The 13,999-nt window shown below is 52.5% G+C and carries 18 protein-coding genes; 16 read left to right on the forward strand and 2 right to left on the reverse strand.

The genetic code is table 11. From position 1 onward, the window contains the following. Window positions 1–59: 59 nt before the first annotated feature. The 10 genes from R50912_RS15275 (at window position 60) to coaD (ending at window position 6,506) form a co-directional block, all read left to right on the forward strand. Window positions 60–863, forward strand: coding sequence for a glycoside hydrolase family 73 protein (locus R50912_RS15275; protein WP_042236093.1), 804 nt, complete (start codon window positions 60–62; stop codon window positions 861–863). A 5-nt stretch (window positions 864–868) separates the two neighbouring features. Further along, window positions 869–1,150, forward strand: a complete 282-nt coding sequence (locus R50912_RS15280; RefSeq protein ID WP_042236095.1) for a holin — start codon at window positions 869–871, stop codon at window positions 1,148–1,150. A gap of 99 nt (window positions 1,151–1,249) precedes the next feature. Beyond that, complete coding sequence (locus tag R50912_RS15285; RefSeq protein ID WP_042236096.1) at window positions 1,250–1,672, forward strand: hypothetical protein; 423 nt, start codon at window positions 1,250–1,252, stop codon at window positions 1,670–1,672. A 147-nt stretch (window positions 1,673–1,819) separates the two neighbouring features. After that, complete coding sequence (locus R50912_RS34980) at window positions 1,820–1,954, forward strand: sporulation protein YjcZ (protein ID WP_099052468.1); 135 nt, start codon at window positions 1,820–1,822, stop codon at window positions 1,952–1,954. Between the two features lie 141 nt (window positions 1,955–2,095). After that, on the forward strand, window positions 2,096–2,347 hold the full coding sequence (locus tag R50912_RS15290) for a hypothetical protein (protein WP_042236099.1): 252 nt from the start codon (window positions 2,096–2,098) through the stop codon (window positions 2,345–2,347). A gap of 52 nt (window positions 2,348–2,399) precedes the next feature. Continuing rightward, window positions 2,400–2,864 carry a GNAT family N-acetyltransferase gene (locus tag R50912_RS15295; protein WP_042236100.1) on the forward strand — a complete coding sequence of 155 codons (465 nt, stop codon included), beginning with the start codon at window positions 2,400–2,402 and terminating at the stop codon, window positions 2,862–2,864. 76 nt (window positions 2,865–2,940) lie between these two features. Beyond that, complete coding sequence (locus R50912_RS34210) at window positions 2,941–4,668, forward strand: alpha/beta fold hydrolase (protein ID WP_081956511.1); 1,728 nt, start codon at window positions 2,941–2,943, stop codon at window positions 4,666–4,668. Window positions 4,669–4,724: 56 nt separating this feature from the next. After that, complete coding sequence (locus tag R50912_RS15305; protein ID WP_042236102.1) at window positions 4,725–5,042, forward strand: hypothetical protein; 318 nt, start codon at window positions 4,725–4,727, stop codon at window positions 5,040–5,042. 353 nt (window positions 5,043–5,395) lie between these two features. After that, window positions 5,396–6,004, forward strand: coding sequence for a 16S rRNA (guanine(966)-N(2))-methyltransferase RsmD (rsmD, locus tag R50912_RS15310; RefSeq protein ID WP_042236104.1), 609 nt, complete (start codon window positions 5,396–5,398; stop codon window positions 6,002–6,004). After that, window positions 5,988–6,506 (forward strand): pantetheine-phosphate adenylyltransferase, encoded by a 519-nt coding sequence (gene coaD, locus R50912_RS15315; protein WP_156123140.1) that lies wholly within the window; start codon window positions 5,988–5,990, stop codon window positions 6,504–6,506. The genes rsmD and coaD overlap by 17 nt, the downstream gene beginning before the upstream one ends. Here the strand turns inward: coaD and R50912_RS15320 are convergent. After that, entirely contained in the window at window positions 6,478–7,731 is a 1,254-nt protein-coding gene (locus R50912_RS15320) for a nucleoside recognition domain-containing protein (protein ID WP_042236108.1), read from the reverse strand. The genes coaD and R50912_RS15320 overlap by 29 nt on opposite strands. Before the next feature lie 160 nt (window positions 7,732–7,891). Here R50912_RS15320 and R50912_RS15325 point away from each other — a divergent pair, with 160 nt between their 5' ends. Then, on the forward strand, window positions 7,892–8,932 hold the full coding sequence (locus R50912_RS15325) for a YlbL family protein (RefSeq protein WP_052416365.1): 1,041 nt from the start codon (window positions 7,892–7,894) through the stop codon (window positions 8,930–8,932). Here the strand turns inward: R50912_RS15325 and R50912_RS15330 are convergent. Beyond that, window positions 8,922–10,160: a nucleotidyltransferase gene (locus tag R50912_RS15330; protein ID WP_042236110.1), complete on the reverse strand. Its 1,239-nt coding sequence runs from the start codon at window positions 10,158–10,160 to the stop codon at window positions 8,922–8,924. The genes R50912_RS15325 and R50912_RS15330 overlap by 11 nt on opposite strands. Window positions 10,161–10,364: 204 nt before the next feature. Between R50912_RS15330 and R50912_RS15335 the strand changes: the two genes are divergently transcribed. The 5 genes from R50912_RS15335 to R50912_RS15350 all read left to right on the forward strand — a co-directional run bounded on the left by R50912_RS15335 (window position 10,365) and on the right by R50912_RS15350 (window position 13,995). Then, on the forward strand, window positions 10,365–10,886 hold the full coding sequence (locus R50912_RS15335; protein WP_039307410.1) for a YceD family protein: 522 nt from the start codon (window positions 10,365–10,367) through the stop codon (window positions 10,884–10,886). Window positions 10,887–10,939: 53 nt separating this feature from the next. After that, window positions 10,940–11,113: a 50S ribosomal protein L32 gene (rpmF, locus tag R50912_RS34215; protein WP_019911234.1), complete on the forward strand. Its 174-nt coding sequence runs from the start codon at window positions 10,940–10,942 to the stop codon at window positions 11,111–11,113. Window positions 11,114–11,427: 314 nt separating this feature from the next. Next, window positions 11,428–12,024: a transcription factor FapR gene (gene fapR / locus R50912_RS15340; RefSeq protein WP_039307413.1), complete on the forward strand. Its 597-nt coding sequence runs from the start codon at window positions 11,428–11,430 to the stop codon at window positions 12,022–12,024. Beyond that, window positions 12,008–12,997, forward strand: coding sequence for a phosphate acyltransferase PlsX (gene plsX / locus R50912_RS15345; protein ID WP_042236112.1), 990 nt, complete (start codon window positions 12,008–12,010; stop codon window positions 12,995–12,997). The genes fapR and plsX overlap by 17 nt, the downstream gene beginning before the upstream one ends. Window positions 12,998–13,005: 8 nt before the next feature. Further along, window positions 13,006–13,995: a beta-ketoacyl-ACP synthase III gene (locus R50912_RS15350; protein ID WP_156123142.1), complete on the forward strand. Its 990-nt coding sequence runs from the start codon at window positions 13,006–13,008 to the stop codon at window positions 13,993–13,995. Window positions 13,996–13,999 lie beyond the last annotated feature (4 nt).

Genomic DNA, 13,999 nt, shown 5'->3' on the forward strand with positions numbered 1-13,999 from the left:
ATAAGCACAGGCAGCATAACTGAACGAGCATTTAATATAGTAGGAAGGGATGTGATGAAATGACGGATTCTGAGTTTATCAACCGAATGGTCTCCTTTGCCGTGGCTGATATGCACCGCAGTCATATTGCGGCTTCCCTGACAATTGCCCAGGCCGCGCTGGAATCCGGCTGGGGGAACAGCAGTCTGACTGTAAAGGCGAATAACCTGTTTGGCATCAAAGGCAGCGGCCCCGCCGGAAGCTTGTCAATCCGGACTACGGAATATAGGAACGGCCAAGCTGTGCAGGTATCTGCGCTTTTCAGGGCCTACAATAACTGGGGCGAATCTGTGGCTGACCACTCTGCCCTGATTGCCCAGGGCGTATCCTGGAACCGGGCCTTATACAGCAAGGTGATTGGAGCGGACGGCAGAACGGCTTCCAGGGAGATCGCCGCTGCTGGGTACGCGACCGATCCGAACTACGCGTCAAAGCTGATTCAGATTATGGATGCATATAACTTGTATCAATATGATGAGCTGAAGGAGGATGAGGAGATGTCGATTGAAGATAAACAAAGGCTTGCGGCTTTGGAAACGGAGCTTCAGGAGATGCGGGGATTGCTGGCAGGACTTACCGTAAGCCGGGATACGCTCAAAACGGGTGTTCTGGAACAGGGACAGTCAATTAAAGGAGTAGCAGAACGGCTTACCGCAATAGAAGGCCGTGCTGCAGTAAGCACACCTGCCTGGGCAGAGCCGGCGGTTCAGGCAGCGGTAGCAGCGGGACTGCTCGATTCCCCTACAGGAGGAAGCTATGATTTCTACCGGATATTGACGGTGTTGAACAGGGCCGGACTGCTGGTTACCAGGAAGGAGGTGTAGACCTTATGTATTACGATGCGCTTAACAATGTGCTGGCGTTTGCGTCGCTGTTGGCCGTCTTTGTGATGGCGCTGGTTCAACTGGTGAAGAACAGTGTGAACCTTCCGCGCAACGTTGTTCCCGCAGTGGGACTGGGAATTGGTCTGCTGGTCGGAGCTGTAGCCTATCCTTTTACAGACATGAACCTTATTCTGCGTTTATGGGCAGGCGGGCTTGCGGGATTGTCGGCAACTGGATTGTTTGAACTGGCCTTTAACAAGCGTGGAGGGACCACCAAGGAAGATTAAGCAGGTTGCTCGTAATATGGGGAGATGTGCATTGGCGTTATATCCAAGCAATTCTGGGGACTTGTTAATACACATATATGAAGAAAGGAGGTGCTTGATATGGGAACTTATGTTGATGGAAGAACTTCGCAGAATGCCAGTACTGCCAACTCTATTGCAATACCGATTCTGGTGGTTGATACTCCGCAGCTGTTCGGGCAGATTGGTATTATCACAGAGGGTGTAACCACTAACCCACGAGTCATAATGAAGGGTACTGTAAGTGTACAGCTTCCGCTTGCACTCGTTGGGATTACTATTTCAATCGTTAGAGGAACGTTGCCCACGGATCCTTTAGTGTACTCCGCTACCTCTACTTTCAGCCTTAGTGTGCTGGCTCCACAGGTTATCACCTTCTCTGCGGATGATTTCACTCCTCCGATCACTCCACAGCTGACTTATACTGCATTTATCTCCTCTAGCCTTCTCGGTACGGTTCGTGTAGGTCCTGAGAGCTTTGACGGAATTCTGGTTTCCGATTAATCCTTAGATTCATGCATCCTGTCCGGTTCGGTTGACCGGGCAGGATGCCCTTGTACATACCCCCAAATTTTGACCGTTTCGCCCAATCTGTTAAGGCATTCTGCTCATATTCTGTTCTGTAGTCATCATTTTGAAGGAGGTAATCTCATGGGTGCAGATTGCGGATACGGTGGTAATGTAGGCGGCGTTAATGTGGTTCCGGTAAGTCCTTGGACTTCAACCGGTGCGATTCTGGTACTTTATATCCTGCTGGTTATTATTCTGAGTGCCTGCTTCTACTAGACCTTAACGTCAATCAGCGCAGTCCTGGGCAAAGGCCTTGGGACTGCGCTTTTTTTCTGATTAGCTATGTCTGGCAGGAATATGCGATAATAGTAGTCATTGTCTTCATGGCAATCAATGCAGTGATGAAAGAGGTGCTTCATGGAAGAGAAGGAATTGGTCTATGCCATACTTAAGCGGATTGAATTGGGCAAGCCGGTCGGTCAGGATGAAATGGGGCTGGAGGCCGCAGAGTATGCCGATATTATGGAGGAGCTTGTGGACAGCCGGATGGTGGATAATGTGAGCTTCCTGAGAGCCGGCAATGGCACTGTAACTGTCCGGACTGCCGGAATGAAGCTGACCCGCCGCGGCCATGATTTTATTCTACTGAAAGAATCGGGCAGAATTTGAATTTACGCTGACTGAGATACAGAATTTGATGTTTCAGCACAAGGGGGCTTGTATGGATATCAGAAAATTGCTGACCGGCGAATTGCCGCCGATGGATTTGCTGCTGTCCGCAGATCCGTCCGAATCATTGGTGAAGGACTACCTCAAAAGAGGCGACTGCTATATTGCCGTCCAGGATGAGGAGGTATTGGGTGTGTATGTGCTGCTGCCTACCCGGCCGGATACAGCCGAGCTGGTGAATGTGGCGGTTGCTGAAGAGCATCAGGGTCAAGGGATCGGCAAGATGTTGGTGCAGCGCGCCATTGAGACGGCGAGGCAAACGGGCTATACAACTATTGAACTGGGAACGGGGAATTCAAGCGTGGTGCAGCTGGCGTTATATCAAAAATGCGGCTTTCGGATCGTTGGCGTAGATTTTGATTTTTTCACCAGACATTACGCGGAGATTATATACGAAAATGGCATACATTGCAGGGATATGGTGCGGTTATCACAGGACTTGAATGGCGGGAAATAAATTTGGGATTATGTAACTATCTGCCAAATGCTCCGTATAAACAAAAGGATGTGAGTATTGAAGGGAGTTGTAATCAATGAGAAGACCCAAACGATTCTTGTTGTCCATGCTGGCCTGCTCTCTGCTGTTATCAGCGGGATTTGTCACACCGCGGGTAGCGCAGGCAGCGGATAACAAAGTAACTCTGAGTGTGAACGGTGAAGTATTGAAGTTCCCCGTAGCCGAGGCGCCATATCTGGAGGGTACAATGATCATGGTGCCTGTCCGTCAGGCAGGGGAAGCTTTGGGGTTTGAGACGGCTTACATAAAAGAGAGCTCCAGTCTGCAAATCAAGCTCAGCGGTACAGAGCTCTTGATGAAGCTGGAAGGCGGTCAGTTTATCTTAAATGGAAAGGATACACTTACCATTGAAGGTGCAGCTGTTCTGAAGAACAATCGAATTTATGTACCGTTGCCGCTACTGGACGAGATCGGCTATATTACTAAGCCCGGTCCGGGCTCTGGCCAGGCAGAAATAAGCACACCGCAGAATTACACCGAGTCAGTAATGAAGCTGCTTGCTTCCGGCCAGTATGAAGCATTATCAGACCGGTTCTTCAGCACAGAGGTGAGGAAAAACTTGTCGAGTCTTAAACTTCAACAGGTCTGGGAGAGCTTTACTGCTGCTTATGGAGAGTATGGTAAGGTCGATTCGCTGAAAAGCAGCCGTGACAATGGGCGGTATTCTCTGTCCGGTATCGCTGTATTTGCACATGGAAAGCTCACGGTGAAGTTTACAGTCAACAGCAGCGGCCAGATTCAGGGGCTGTGGTTTACTCCGTACGAAGATCCGCAAGCAGCGCCGGAGCTGGCTCTGCCGGCAGGTGTTACCGAAGAAGCAGTTACAGTAGGAGCAGGGACCTCACATCCGCTTAAGGGCATTCTGACTCTCCCCAAAGCAACCGGGAAGCCTTTGCCTTCTGTAGTACTGGTGCACGGTTCAGGTATTTCTGATCTTAATGAAGCAGCATATGCGTACAAGCCCTTCCGTGATATAGCGTATGGTCTTGCAGAACAGGGAATTGCAGTTCTGCGTTATGACAAGCGGGGCTACAGCTATCCGCAGGAATTCATGGGAAGTGCCGCCGCATCGGTTACCGTTAAGGAAGAAACGGTTGAAGATGCCATTGCAGCGGCAGCTCTGCTTAAGCAGGACAAGCGTATGGATGCTGTGCAGGTATATCTTGCCGGGCACAGCCTGGGCGGGATGCTGGGCCCGAGAATTGATGCGGATGGCGGCAACTTCGCCGGGTTAATCCTGCTTGCCGGCTCACCGCGAAGCTTGTGGGAGATTATCTACGACCAGAATATGAGAGTGATCTCCAGGCTGGATGATGCTATTCCTGCTAAGGCAGAAGCCGCTGCCGGCGTGAATGCGGAGCTGGCCAAAGCCAAGGCGCTGTCGGCACTGACAGAAGAGCAGGCCAAAGCTGCTCCGGCTGTGTTTGGTGCAGCGGCGTATTACTTCAAGGAAATGGATCAGCACAGTACCGCCGAGCTGGGCCGGAAGCTTACGAAACCTGTGCTTGTGTTGCAGGGAAGCGATGATTTCCAGGTCTATGCGGACGTGGATTATCCGCTCTGGAAGGATGTTCTGAAGAATAATAGCTTGGCAGAGTTCAAGCTGTATCCGGGCCTGAATCATTTCTTCGTTGATTATGACGGAGCGGGGGCAGGAACACCGGATGAATACAATGTCCCCGGTATGGTCGATGCCCAGGTGATTAAAGATATGGGGCGATGGATTTTGAAGCAGAGCAGGTAGAATAAGAAGCTTGGTTCTGGTACAATCTATTTATTAAGTTTTAAGGAGCGGGATGCATGGATAATGATCTGGCAATGTTGTTAAGATCCGTCATTCGTGAAGAATTAGAGCCTGTGAATGAGCGCTTGGAACGGATTGAGACTGAACAGACCGGCTTGAAGCAGGAAGTTCAATTAGTGAAGCAGGATCAACAGACGCTGAAGCAAGATGTGCAAATATTGAAGCAGGATCAGGAATTGATTAAACGTGCGGTATTGGATACGAATGAACGGGTGATCCGGATGGAGTCCATTCTGGAGAATCAGCATCGGATCATCGAACTGCTGTCGGCACGCTCGATTGAGCAAGAGGCTCTCATTAAACGAATTAAATAAATTGCTTAGTCCGGCACTGCATGGTGCCGGGCTTTTCTTATAGGTTTCCCAACACAAAAAATCGAGGCTCCCTTTCGGGAGCCTCTTTCATGGGAGAGGAGAAACCGGACGAAGAGCTTATGGGGAAACGTAAGCCTGCTCCGCGGTTGTCTACGACATTTTGCGATGTCGATAGTTACATGATGGCCCGGTTGCCGGACTTTTATACATCCATTCTCCAAAACTTCTGAACTGCGCATTGTGACAAAGTCGGACAATCTTTTTATTTCACGGAATAATTGTGGTACTATAGGCTTGGACTTGTGCCCTGAAACGGCATAATAAATAGAGACATAAAAGCAGGTGGATGATCGGTGAGAGTAATATCGGGCACTGCAAAGGGCAGGCCGCTTAAGAGTGTTCCAGGCAATGGCACCCGGCCTACAACCGATAAAGTGAAGGAAGCCTTATTCAGTATGATCGGGCCTTATTTTGAAGGCGGAACGGCACTGGATCTGTATGCCGGTACCGGAGGGCTTGGGATTGAGGCCTTGAGCAGAGGGATGGAAGCCGCCGTATTTGTGGATATGGAGCAGAAGGCGCTCGACACTGTGCGGGCGAATCTAAAGGCAGCCAAGGTGGAGTCGCAGGCCGAAGTCTACCGCAATGATGCCGGAAGGGCACTGGCTGCGCTGGAGAAGCGGGGGAGAGCGTTTGATCTTGTTTTTCTGGACCCACCGTATCGTCTGAAGCACGGGGATGAGCTTATGATGACGATGGCAGCCAAGAATCTGCTGAAGCCTGATGCCGTAATTGTGCTTGAGCATGAATCGGGTTATGAATATCCGGAGAATATACCGGGATTCAGCAGGACACGGCAATCCGTATATGGAGAGACTACGATCTCAATCTATCAGTATGAAGCTGCTCTGCCGGAAGTTGCCGTCAGTGGCGAGGAGGTTAATGATGAGTCTGCAAATTAGAAAAGAGCGTGTGGCAATCTATCCCGGAACCTTTGATCCGGTAACCCTGGGACATATGGATATTATTCACCGTGCAGCGAAACAGTTCGACAGGCTGATTGTGGCGGTGCTGAACAATTTAAGCAAGAATCCGTTATTTTCAGTCGAGGAGCGTACAGAGCTTCTGCGCCAGGCTACAGCGGACATCCCGAATGTAGAGATCGACAGCTTCCGTGATCTGCTCGTTAATTATGTCCGGCAAAAGGATGCACAGGTGATTGTACGGGGTATCCGTACGGTCACCGACTTTGAGTATGAGCTGCAGAATGCATCGATTAATCATAATCTGGATCCCGAAGCAGAAACGATATTTATGATGACCAATCCGAGATATTCCTATCTTAGCTCAAGTGTGGTTAAGGAAATTGCCCACTTTGGCGGGAACGTCTCGGATTTTGTAACGCCTGAAGTGGAACAGGCCATGAAGCTTAAGTTCAAACGGATGGATGGCGGCGCCAAGTAAAAAGCTTTAGAGCTACTGATAAGCTTAGCAGGAGCAGGAGTATTAGTCCCTGCAGACTAAGAATCTGAGGGAACAAGCCCCATATTCCGGTTGCAGAGCCTAAACCGGTTTCCAGACTGTCTGAACCGGTACTGGTGAAGACCGGAAGTACAGCGGCGCGGATATTTACGAGCGGCTTCCAGAGCAGTAGGGTTAATGCAAAGGCGGTTAGTCCATGCAATAACCGAACTGCAGCAAACGGGAGAAAGCGGACATTCGCCGGTTTAAGCAAAGTCAGCGCCTGAAGCTGGGCGCAGATTCCGCTCCAGGCAAGCAGAGCTGACAGCAAAGCGGGACCGAGAAGACTGCCGGACAAGAACCCTCCAGGGCTGGCCGAATCTGAGGTTACCGCATGGGCACCTAGGTGAATCTCTAGCACTCCGGCAGCCAGCGGAGACGGGAGCTGCGGCAGCAGCCTGGTGATGATGTTAATAACTACTGCGAACATGATCATATAGCCGCCTACGATCATCAGATTCTGGACAGCGGCGGATACAGATTCGCCCAGCACTTTGCCGAAGCCCCGTCCGTCTCTCGCGCGGGCATCCAGTGCCGCCTGATGGATTCGCCCGGGCAAGGATGCTTTTTTGGCGTGCGGGCCGCTGCCTGGCAGTCTGCTGACAGTGGCGGCGGCCCCGCTACTCTTCCGCGTTCCGCTGAAGAGAGCGGATAGCCATCCGGCGGCAAGGCCTGAGAGCCAGTGAATGGCAAGCAGGGCGTATCCGGCTGCCGGACTGTGCAGAAAAGCGGTGCCGACGACTATAAGCAGTGTAACCGGGCTGGCATAATGGACCATGGAGGCCAGCCGTCCGGCATCCTTGTCCGTGATGTCCCCCTGCTTATGCAGCTGCATCACCGCTCCGGCTCCGGCCGGGAAGCCGGCGGTGATTCCGAGCACAAGCGTCCAGCCGCCTGCTCCGGGAAGCCGGAACAGGCGTTTCATCAGCGGCTCCAGCAGGACGCCAATGCCATGCACGAACCCTGAAGCGGTCAGCATCTCTGACAGGATCAGGAATGGCAGCAGTGCCGGGAAGACAAGGGACCACCAGAGCTTCAGTCCCGCAAGGGAAGCCTTAAATGAGGATTCCGGTGCCAAGACGATCGCTATTGCGAGCAGGATCGCAGCCGCCCCTGATAGGAATGGAGCCGAACCCCGGAAGAACCGCCGTATTGTAAAGTTAATCATTAGTAGCATCACCTCTTCATAGCTTAGGACATGGGCAGAGCTTGTTATCAATTTATGCAGGGGAGACAACCATCATGCCACAGCCGGAGAGAAGCTCCCGGCTCCTGGCAGCACATTCCAATGCCGGGGCTGCATGCCGCGGGAAAGAAGGGGAAGAGACTTGAGGCAACAGAAACGCCGTGTGGGTATCCGCGCCACAGCCTACTTATTTACATTTGTGGTCATTCTCTATGTTGCTGTCTTTATGAATACTCCGTATATTGTGTATCAGCCGGGAAGCGCCTCCGAGGTAGCCCCGATGATCAAGGTGGAGAATGCTGATCCCGCGGAGCAGGGCATGTTCATGATGACTACCGTATCTGCCAGTTATGCCAATGTGGCGCTTCTGGTCGCCTCCGTATTTAACTCGAATGCGGAGGTTGTCCTGAAAGAGACCCGCCTGCAGGATAAGACGGAGCAGGAATACGCGGCTGAGCAGGTCTTTTATATGAACAGTTCACAGTCTTATGCTGTACAGGCCGCTTATCATGCTGCCAAAGTGCCGTATGAGGATGTTGTGGATTATTTGTACGTGTTCTCAGTGCCGGACGCAACCAATCAGGGCCAATTTAAGCCGGGCGACAAGATTATCAGTGTAAAAGGACAGCACGCAGCTGATCCGGCGGCTCTGTCTGCCTTGCTGTCTGCATACAAAATCGGCGATACCGTTGAGGTAGTCCTGCAGCGTGGAGGCAAGGAAATTTCCGAGCAGGTGAAGCTGGTGGAGGTTAAGGATAAAGAAACCTCGGCCGGACGGCCTGGCTTCGGGGTTGTTATCGGAGCTGTTCAGAAGGTACAGCCTAAAGAAGAGGGGAAAGGCGTCAGTTTTGTGGATACGAATGTAGGAGGACCTTCCGCAGGATTGATGTTCACCATGGAAATCTATAACCGGCTCACTCCGGGAGATTTGACCAAGGGCCACCGGGTAGCGGGTACAGGTACAATTGATGCTGAGGGAAATGTGGGAGCGATCGGCGGAGTGAAGCATAAGATTGTGGCTGCTGACCGCAAAGGTGCCGAATTCTTCTTCGTTCCAGTCAAAAACTATGAGGAAGCCAAGGCAAAAGCTGACCAGATCGGCACGGACATGAAGCTGATTCCGGTATCGACTCTGTCTAATGCGCTGAAATATATGGAAGAACAGCCGGTCATCAAATCCTGACCGGCGGCTCCAGATAATCGCTGTACAGATCATTTCGTGCGGGATCGGCATAAGCAGCGGCGAACACAGCTGCCGCCTGCAGATCCCGCTCCAGCATAGGATGGGAGAAGCGGGCAGGGCTTGTGACCACCGGAAGTGCCGCGCGCTGCTTCATTTGCTTCAGCAGCCTGCGGCCGCTCTCCCGGAAGCCAAGAACCCGGATATAACCCGGACCCTGGGCCAGTGCGGCCGGGGTCATTTCTTCTTTGCTGTGATTCAGCAAGGTATGAAGCAGCAGACGCTGCAGCCGTGTATGGGTGTAACGTCTGCTCTTCAGCTCCTGCAGAAGACCGGCGACCGTGAACCTGCCGAGCTGGGGAAGGATGCGGAGTATCCGGTTCTCCAGCCCTTCATTCATATCCTGCACCGTTCGCAGCTCAGCGGCTGAGTGTGTGGAGAGCACGTGGCGCAGCGGAGTCTGGAAGTCCTCGAGCGTAACCGGCCCCCGGCCCGCTGCATGCTCTCTCTCCAGGATGGACACGCTATACTCCGGCATGTATGCCGCCGGAGAGCCGCCTTCCCGCAGCAGCCTGCGGATTGCTGTCGCACTGGCAATGGACGACCCGCCCTGCAGCGGGTCGTGGAAGCCCGCGCCGGTCCGCGGCACGGTGAAGGGCCTGATCGCGCTGCCGAGCCGCTGCAGCGCGATCAGGTAGTGCAGGCCGAGGCTGTTGTTCGGCTGCCGCAGCAGCGCCTCGGCATCAAGGGGACTCCCGTTCCCGGCGGGAGTCTCCCCCCAGGCTGCCGCCGCAGCTGCGCTGTATGCGGCGGGGAATCCCGCACCTTGTGCCATGCGCGCGCGGATCTCGTCCTTAAGCGCGCTGCTCTCCTCGGCCAGGAATCCGGCCAAGGGCAGCAGCGCGCCCAAAGTGCCGGCTTCGGAGCCAAAGCACAGGCTGTCCACGACGCCGGTAGCCTCCAGCAGGAATACCGCTCCGAAGGCGAACCATTCCGCCGGCTGTACGGCATAAGCCACCGGCAGCTCAATCACGAGGTCGGCGCCCATATGCAGCGCCATCTCGGTGCGGGCACGCTTGCTGACCGCCGCCGGCTCGCCGCGCTGGGTGAACGGGCCGCTCATGATGACGATGGAGCTTTCGGCTCCGGAGATTCTTTTGGCCTCGCTGAAATGGTGGACATGCCCGTTATGTAAAGGGTTATATTCGGCTATAATGCCTACAGTGGTCACGTTTGCTTCACGCCCTATTCTGGGATATCTGACGATTCGGGTTCCGGATTCAGACTCATTCCTTCCCGTTTTTTGCAGATTTCTTGCATTAAACTTATCTATATCATAAATTGTCTCTGTGCCTGAAACAATATAAAGGAAAAATGGTTGACAAAGTTCGGTAATAATAGGTATAATAAATTTTGTTTGTTTGGAGTGATAACTATGAACATTCACTTTCGCAAATTAGCGAATGCCGACGAGCCCCTGGTCCTCCACGATGTTGTGGATGTCAGTGAGGTTGTCAAAGGGCGCAAGGATATTCTTGCTGTTGCACCACTCTCAGTAGACCTTAAAGCGCTGCCCGCGGGAACCGATAGTGTGAACGTGGTGGGAACACTGAGTGGAGAAGTGGACATGTTATGTTCACGTTGTCTCACGGAGGTTAACAGTAAGCTGAACATTCCTTTCGCTGAGACTTTCAAGTGGCTTAAACAGCCAATTCTTCCGGAAGATGAAGGTGAGGAACTCATTTACATCAAGGATGAGATTGTGGATCTTATCCCCTATGTGGAAGAAAATTTCGTACTGCACTTACCGGATTCGGTATTGTGCAAGGCAGACTGTCTTGGTCTTTGTCAGAAATGCGGACAGAACTTGAACGAAGGCACCTGCAGTTGCGACAACACAGTGATCGATCCAAGACTCGCTGGGTTGAAAGGATTCTTTACCAAGCAAGATAACTAAGAACAAATCCCGGGCTATAACGGGTCAAAACCAAAATCAGGAGGTTGATTAACATGGCAGTACCACAACGCAGAACGTCCAAGACACGCCGTGACAAGCGTCGTACTCACTTTAAACTGGTAGTTCCAGGTATGGTGAAATGTGAACAATGCGGAGAGCTGAAACTGGCTCACCACGTATGCAAAGTTTGCGGAACATACAAAGCAAGAGAGATCATCAAACAATAGTTTGCATATTTGCATATAAGAGTAGCACTTCATCTGCCGGTGAAGTGCTATTTTTTTGGGGATATATGAATTTATATGCTTCACATGATAGTTCATCCTTCTGTTTCCCGTACTGTTTCCCCAAGTCCGCTGCGGGTTTGCGCCGGTTTTCAAGTCAAAGCTTTATTTTTGCGGCGTCATGCTTTATACTACATATTAGTACCTGGTTCTAATTGTTAATTAAGAACAGAGAGTTATAACTACAAGCGGCCACTCTTGCGGCCGGATGCTTTTCAGTAGAGGCATGTGCCAGGAGGTGAGTCGCCATCGAACGGTTGTCCAAGAAAGAACGGCAGCAGCAGCTGCTCTCAATCATTGAAGGTAATCCTTTTGTAACGGACCGGGAATTGACCCGCCAGCTGAAGGTGAGCATTCAGACGATCCGGCTGGATCGGATGGAGCTGGGGATTCCGGAGCTGCGTGAACGGATGAAGCAAATGGCAGAGCACTCCTATGATCAGGTCCGTTCCCTGCCTGTTGATGAAGTGGTTGGTGACATAGTCGATTTGCAGCTGGACCGGAGCGGGATTTCTATTTTTGAGATCCGTGAAGAGCATGTTTTCTCCAGAAACGGGATTGCCCGCGGCCATTATGTCTTCGGCCAGGCGAATTCGCTGGCAGTTGCTGTTATCAATGATGAAATTGCCCTGACCGCTTCAGCCGATATCCGGTTCGTGCGCATGGTCCGGCTGGGTGAGAAATGTATCGCCAAAGCGCAGGTACGCTCGCTTGCGGGCCGGAACGGCAAAGCTGAGGTGGACGTGTTTACATATGTTGGAGAAGAACTGGTATTTCAAGGCCATTTTGTAGTGTACCGTTCTGCAATTGAAGAGTACAGCGAAGGGGGAAACCGGAGTGCTGATCGCCATTGATGCCATGGGCGGGGATAATGCTCCTGAGTGTAATGTAGAAGGGGCCCTGGCCGCAGCTGCGGAGTGGAGTGATACGCAGATCGTGCTGGTCGGTGATGAAGCCAGACTTGCGCCGCTGCTCAAGAACAAGCCGTCCAATGTGACGGTGCGTCATGCAGGGGATGTGATCGGTTCCGATGAGGAGCCGGTGAAGGCAGTCCGCCGTAAAAAGGATTCGTCCATGGTAGTCGCCGGACGGATGGTGCGCGAAGGTGAGGCCGATGCCATGATCTCGTCCGGCAATACCGGAGCACTTATGACTACGGGGCTGCTGGTTGTGGGAAGAATGCAGGGTATAGAACGTCCTGCCCTGGCACCGATGATACCAACGCTGGATGATGTCGGCGTATTAGCCCTGGACCTGGGTGCCAATATGGATGCCAAACCGCAGCATCTGGCCCAATATGCCCTGATGGGCAGCATATACCGTAATAAGGTCCATGGCATTGCGAAGCCCCGGGTAGGTCTGCTGAACGTAGGGACTGAGCCTGGCAAGGGGAATGAGCTGACCAAAGAAGCTTATCCGCTGCTTGAAGCTTTGACTGGCATTCATTTTGTCGGCAATGTGGAGGCGCGGGATGTGCTCACCGGAGCCTGCGATGTGCTGGTCTGTGACGGGTTTGCCGGCAATATCCTTCTGAAGACGCTGGAAGGAACGGCAGGAGCCATGTTCTCTCTGCTGAAGGAGCAATTCAGCAAGTCGCTTAAGACCAAGCTGGGCGCAGCCATACTGATGCCGGAGCTTAGAAGTCTGAAGGGCAAAATGGATTATAAGGAGCACGGCGGAGCGCCGCTGCTCGGTCTTAGCGGTCTCGTAGTGAAGGGGCATGGCTCCTCCGACGGCAACGCGGTGAAGAATGCGGTAAGGCAGGCCCGGATTGCACTGCAGGCGGATCTGGTAGCCAGTATATCCAGAGAAATTAGCGGGAAGTGAGTGACGATATGAAACAATTACGTCCGGTAGGAATCATTGGTACAGGGAAATATGTACCCGAGAGAATATTGACCAACAGCGATCTGGAGAAGATCGTCGACACAAACGATGAATGGATTGTCAGCCGTACAGGAATCCGGGAACGGCATATTGCTGCTCCGGAACAAGCCACATCCGATCTTGCTTATGAAGCAGCGCTGAAGGCACTGGAATCCGCTGGCATGAAGGCGGAAGAGCTTGATCTTATTATTGTAGCCACAGTTACACCGGACAGCACTTTCCCATCCACAGCCTGTATTCTTCAGGACAAGCTGGGCGCTAAGGGGGCTGCGGCCTTTGACCTGTCGGCAGCCTGCTCCGGTTTCGTCTACAGTCTGGCTACGGCAACCGGCTTTATCCAGAACCGAATGTATAACAATGCGCTTGTTATTGGTGCTGACACATTGTCGCGCATCACGGATTATACAGACCGCAACACTTGTGTACTGTTCGGTGATGGTGCCGGCGCAGTCATTGTAGGTGAAGTACCGGAAGGCCGCGGCTTCCAGTCCTTCGATCTTGGCGCTGAAGGTTCCGGCGGCAGCCTGCTCAAGATGGAAGCAGGCGGTTCACGTCTGCCGGCTTCCCAGCAGACGGTAGAAGACAAGAAGCATTTCATCTATATGAACGGCCGTGAAGTATTCAAATTTGCGGTGCGTGTAATGGGGACGGCTACGGAACGTGTGCTAACCAAAGCGGGATTGACCAAGGAGAATATCGACTTGTTCGTGCCTCACCAGGCTAACATCCGGATTATTCAATCGGCGATGCAGCGTCTGGATCTGCCGCCTGAGAAATGTGTTATCAACGTTGATAAATATGCGAATACTTCAGCGGCGTCCATTCCGCTGGCACTTGTGGAAGCAGCAGAGGAAGGCCGGATGAAGGAAGGCGACACGGTGCTTATGGTCGGCTTCGGCGGCGGACTCACCTGGGGAGCTTCCGTACTGATCTGGTAAAGAA

It is taken from the genome of Paenibacillus sp. FSL R5-0912, from assembly GCF_000758605.1.
Classification (GTDB): Bacteria; Bacillota; Bacilli; order Paenibacillales; family Paenibacillaceae; genus Paenibacillus_AQ.

Bases quoted from the DNA above. Each gene is read 5' to 3' on its own strand.
- R50912_RS15290 (WP_042236099.1), top strand. From the start codon at position 2,096: ATGGAAGAGAAGGAATTGGTCTATGCCATACTTAAGCGGATTGAATTG.
- R50912_RS15350 (WP_156123142.1), top strand. From the start codon at position 13,006: ATGAAACAATTACGTCCGGTAGGAATCATTGGTACAGGGAAATATGTA.
- coaD (WP_156123140.1), top strand. From the start codon at position 5,988: ATGAGTCTGCAAATTAGAAAAGAGCGTGTGGCAATCTATCCCGGAACC.
- R50912_RS15335 (WP_039307410.1), top strand. From the start codon at position 10,365: ATGAACATTCACTTTCGCAAATTAGCGAATGCCGACGAGCCCCTGGTC.
- R50912_RS15305 (WP_042236102.1), top strand. From the start codon at position 4,725: ATGGATAATGATCTGGCAATGTTGTTAAGATCCGTCATTCGTGAAGAA.
- R50912_RS15295 (WP_042236100.1), top strand. From the start codon at position 2,400: ATGGATATCAGAAAATTGCTGACCGGCGAATTGCCGCCGATGGATTTG.
- rpmF (WP_019911234.1), top strand. From the start codon at position 10,940: ATGGCAGTACCACAACGCAGAACGTCCAAGACACGCCGTGACAAGCGT.
- R50912_RS15275 (WP_042236093.1), top strand. From the start codon at position 60: ATGACGGATTCTGAGTTTATCAACCGAATGGTCTCCTTTGCCGTGGCT.
- R50912_RS15320 (WP_042236108.1), bottom strand. From the start codon at position 7,731: ATGATTAACTTTACAATACGGCGGTTCTTCCGGGGTTCGGCTCCATTC.
- R50912_RS15280 (WP_042236095.1), top strand. From the start codon at position 869: ATGTATTACGATGCGCTTAACAATGTGCTGGCGTTTGCGTCGCTGTTG.
- R50912_RS34210 (WP_081956511.1), top strand. From the start codon at position 2,941: ATGAGAAGACCCAAACGATTCTTGTTGTCCATGCTGGCCTGCTCTCTG.
- R50912_RS15285 (WP_042236096.1), top strand. From the start codon at position 1,250: ATGGGAACTTATGTTGATGGAAGAACTTCGCAGAATGCCAGTACTGCC.
- R50912_RS34980 (WP_099052468.1), top strand. From the start codon at position 1,820: ATGGGTGCAGATTGCGGATACGGTGGTAATGTAGGCGGCGTTAATGTG.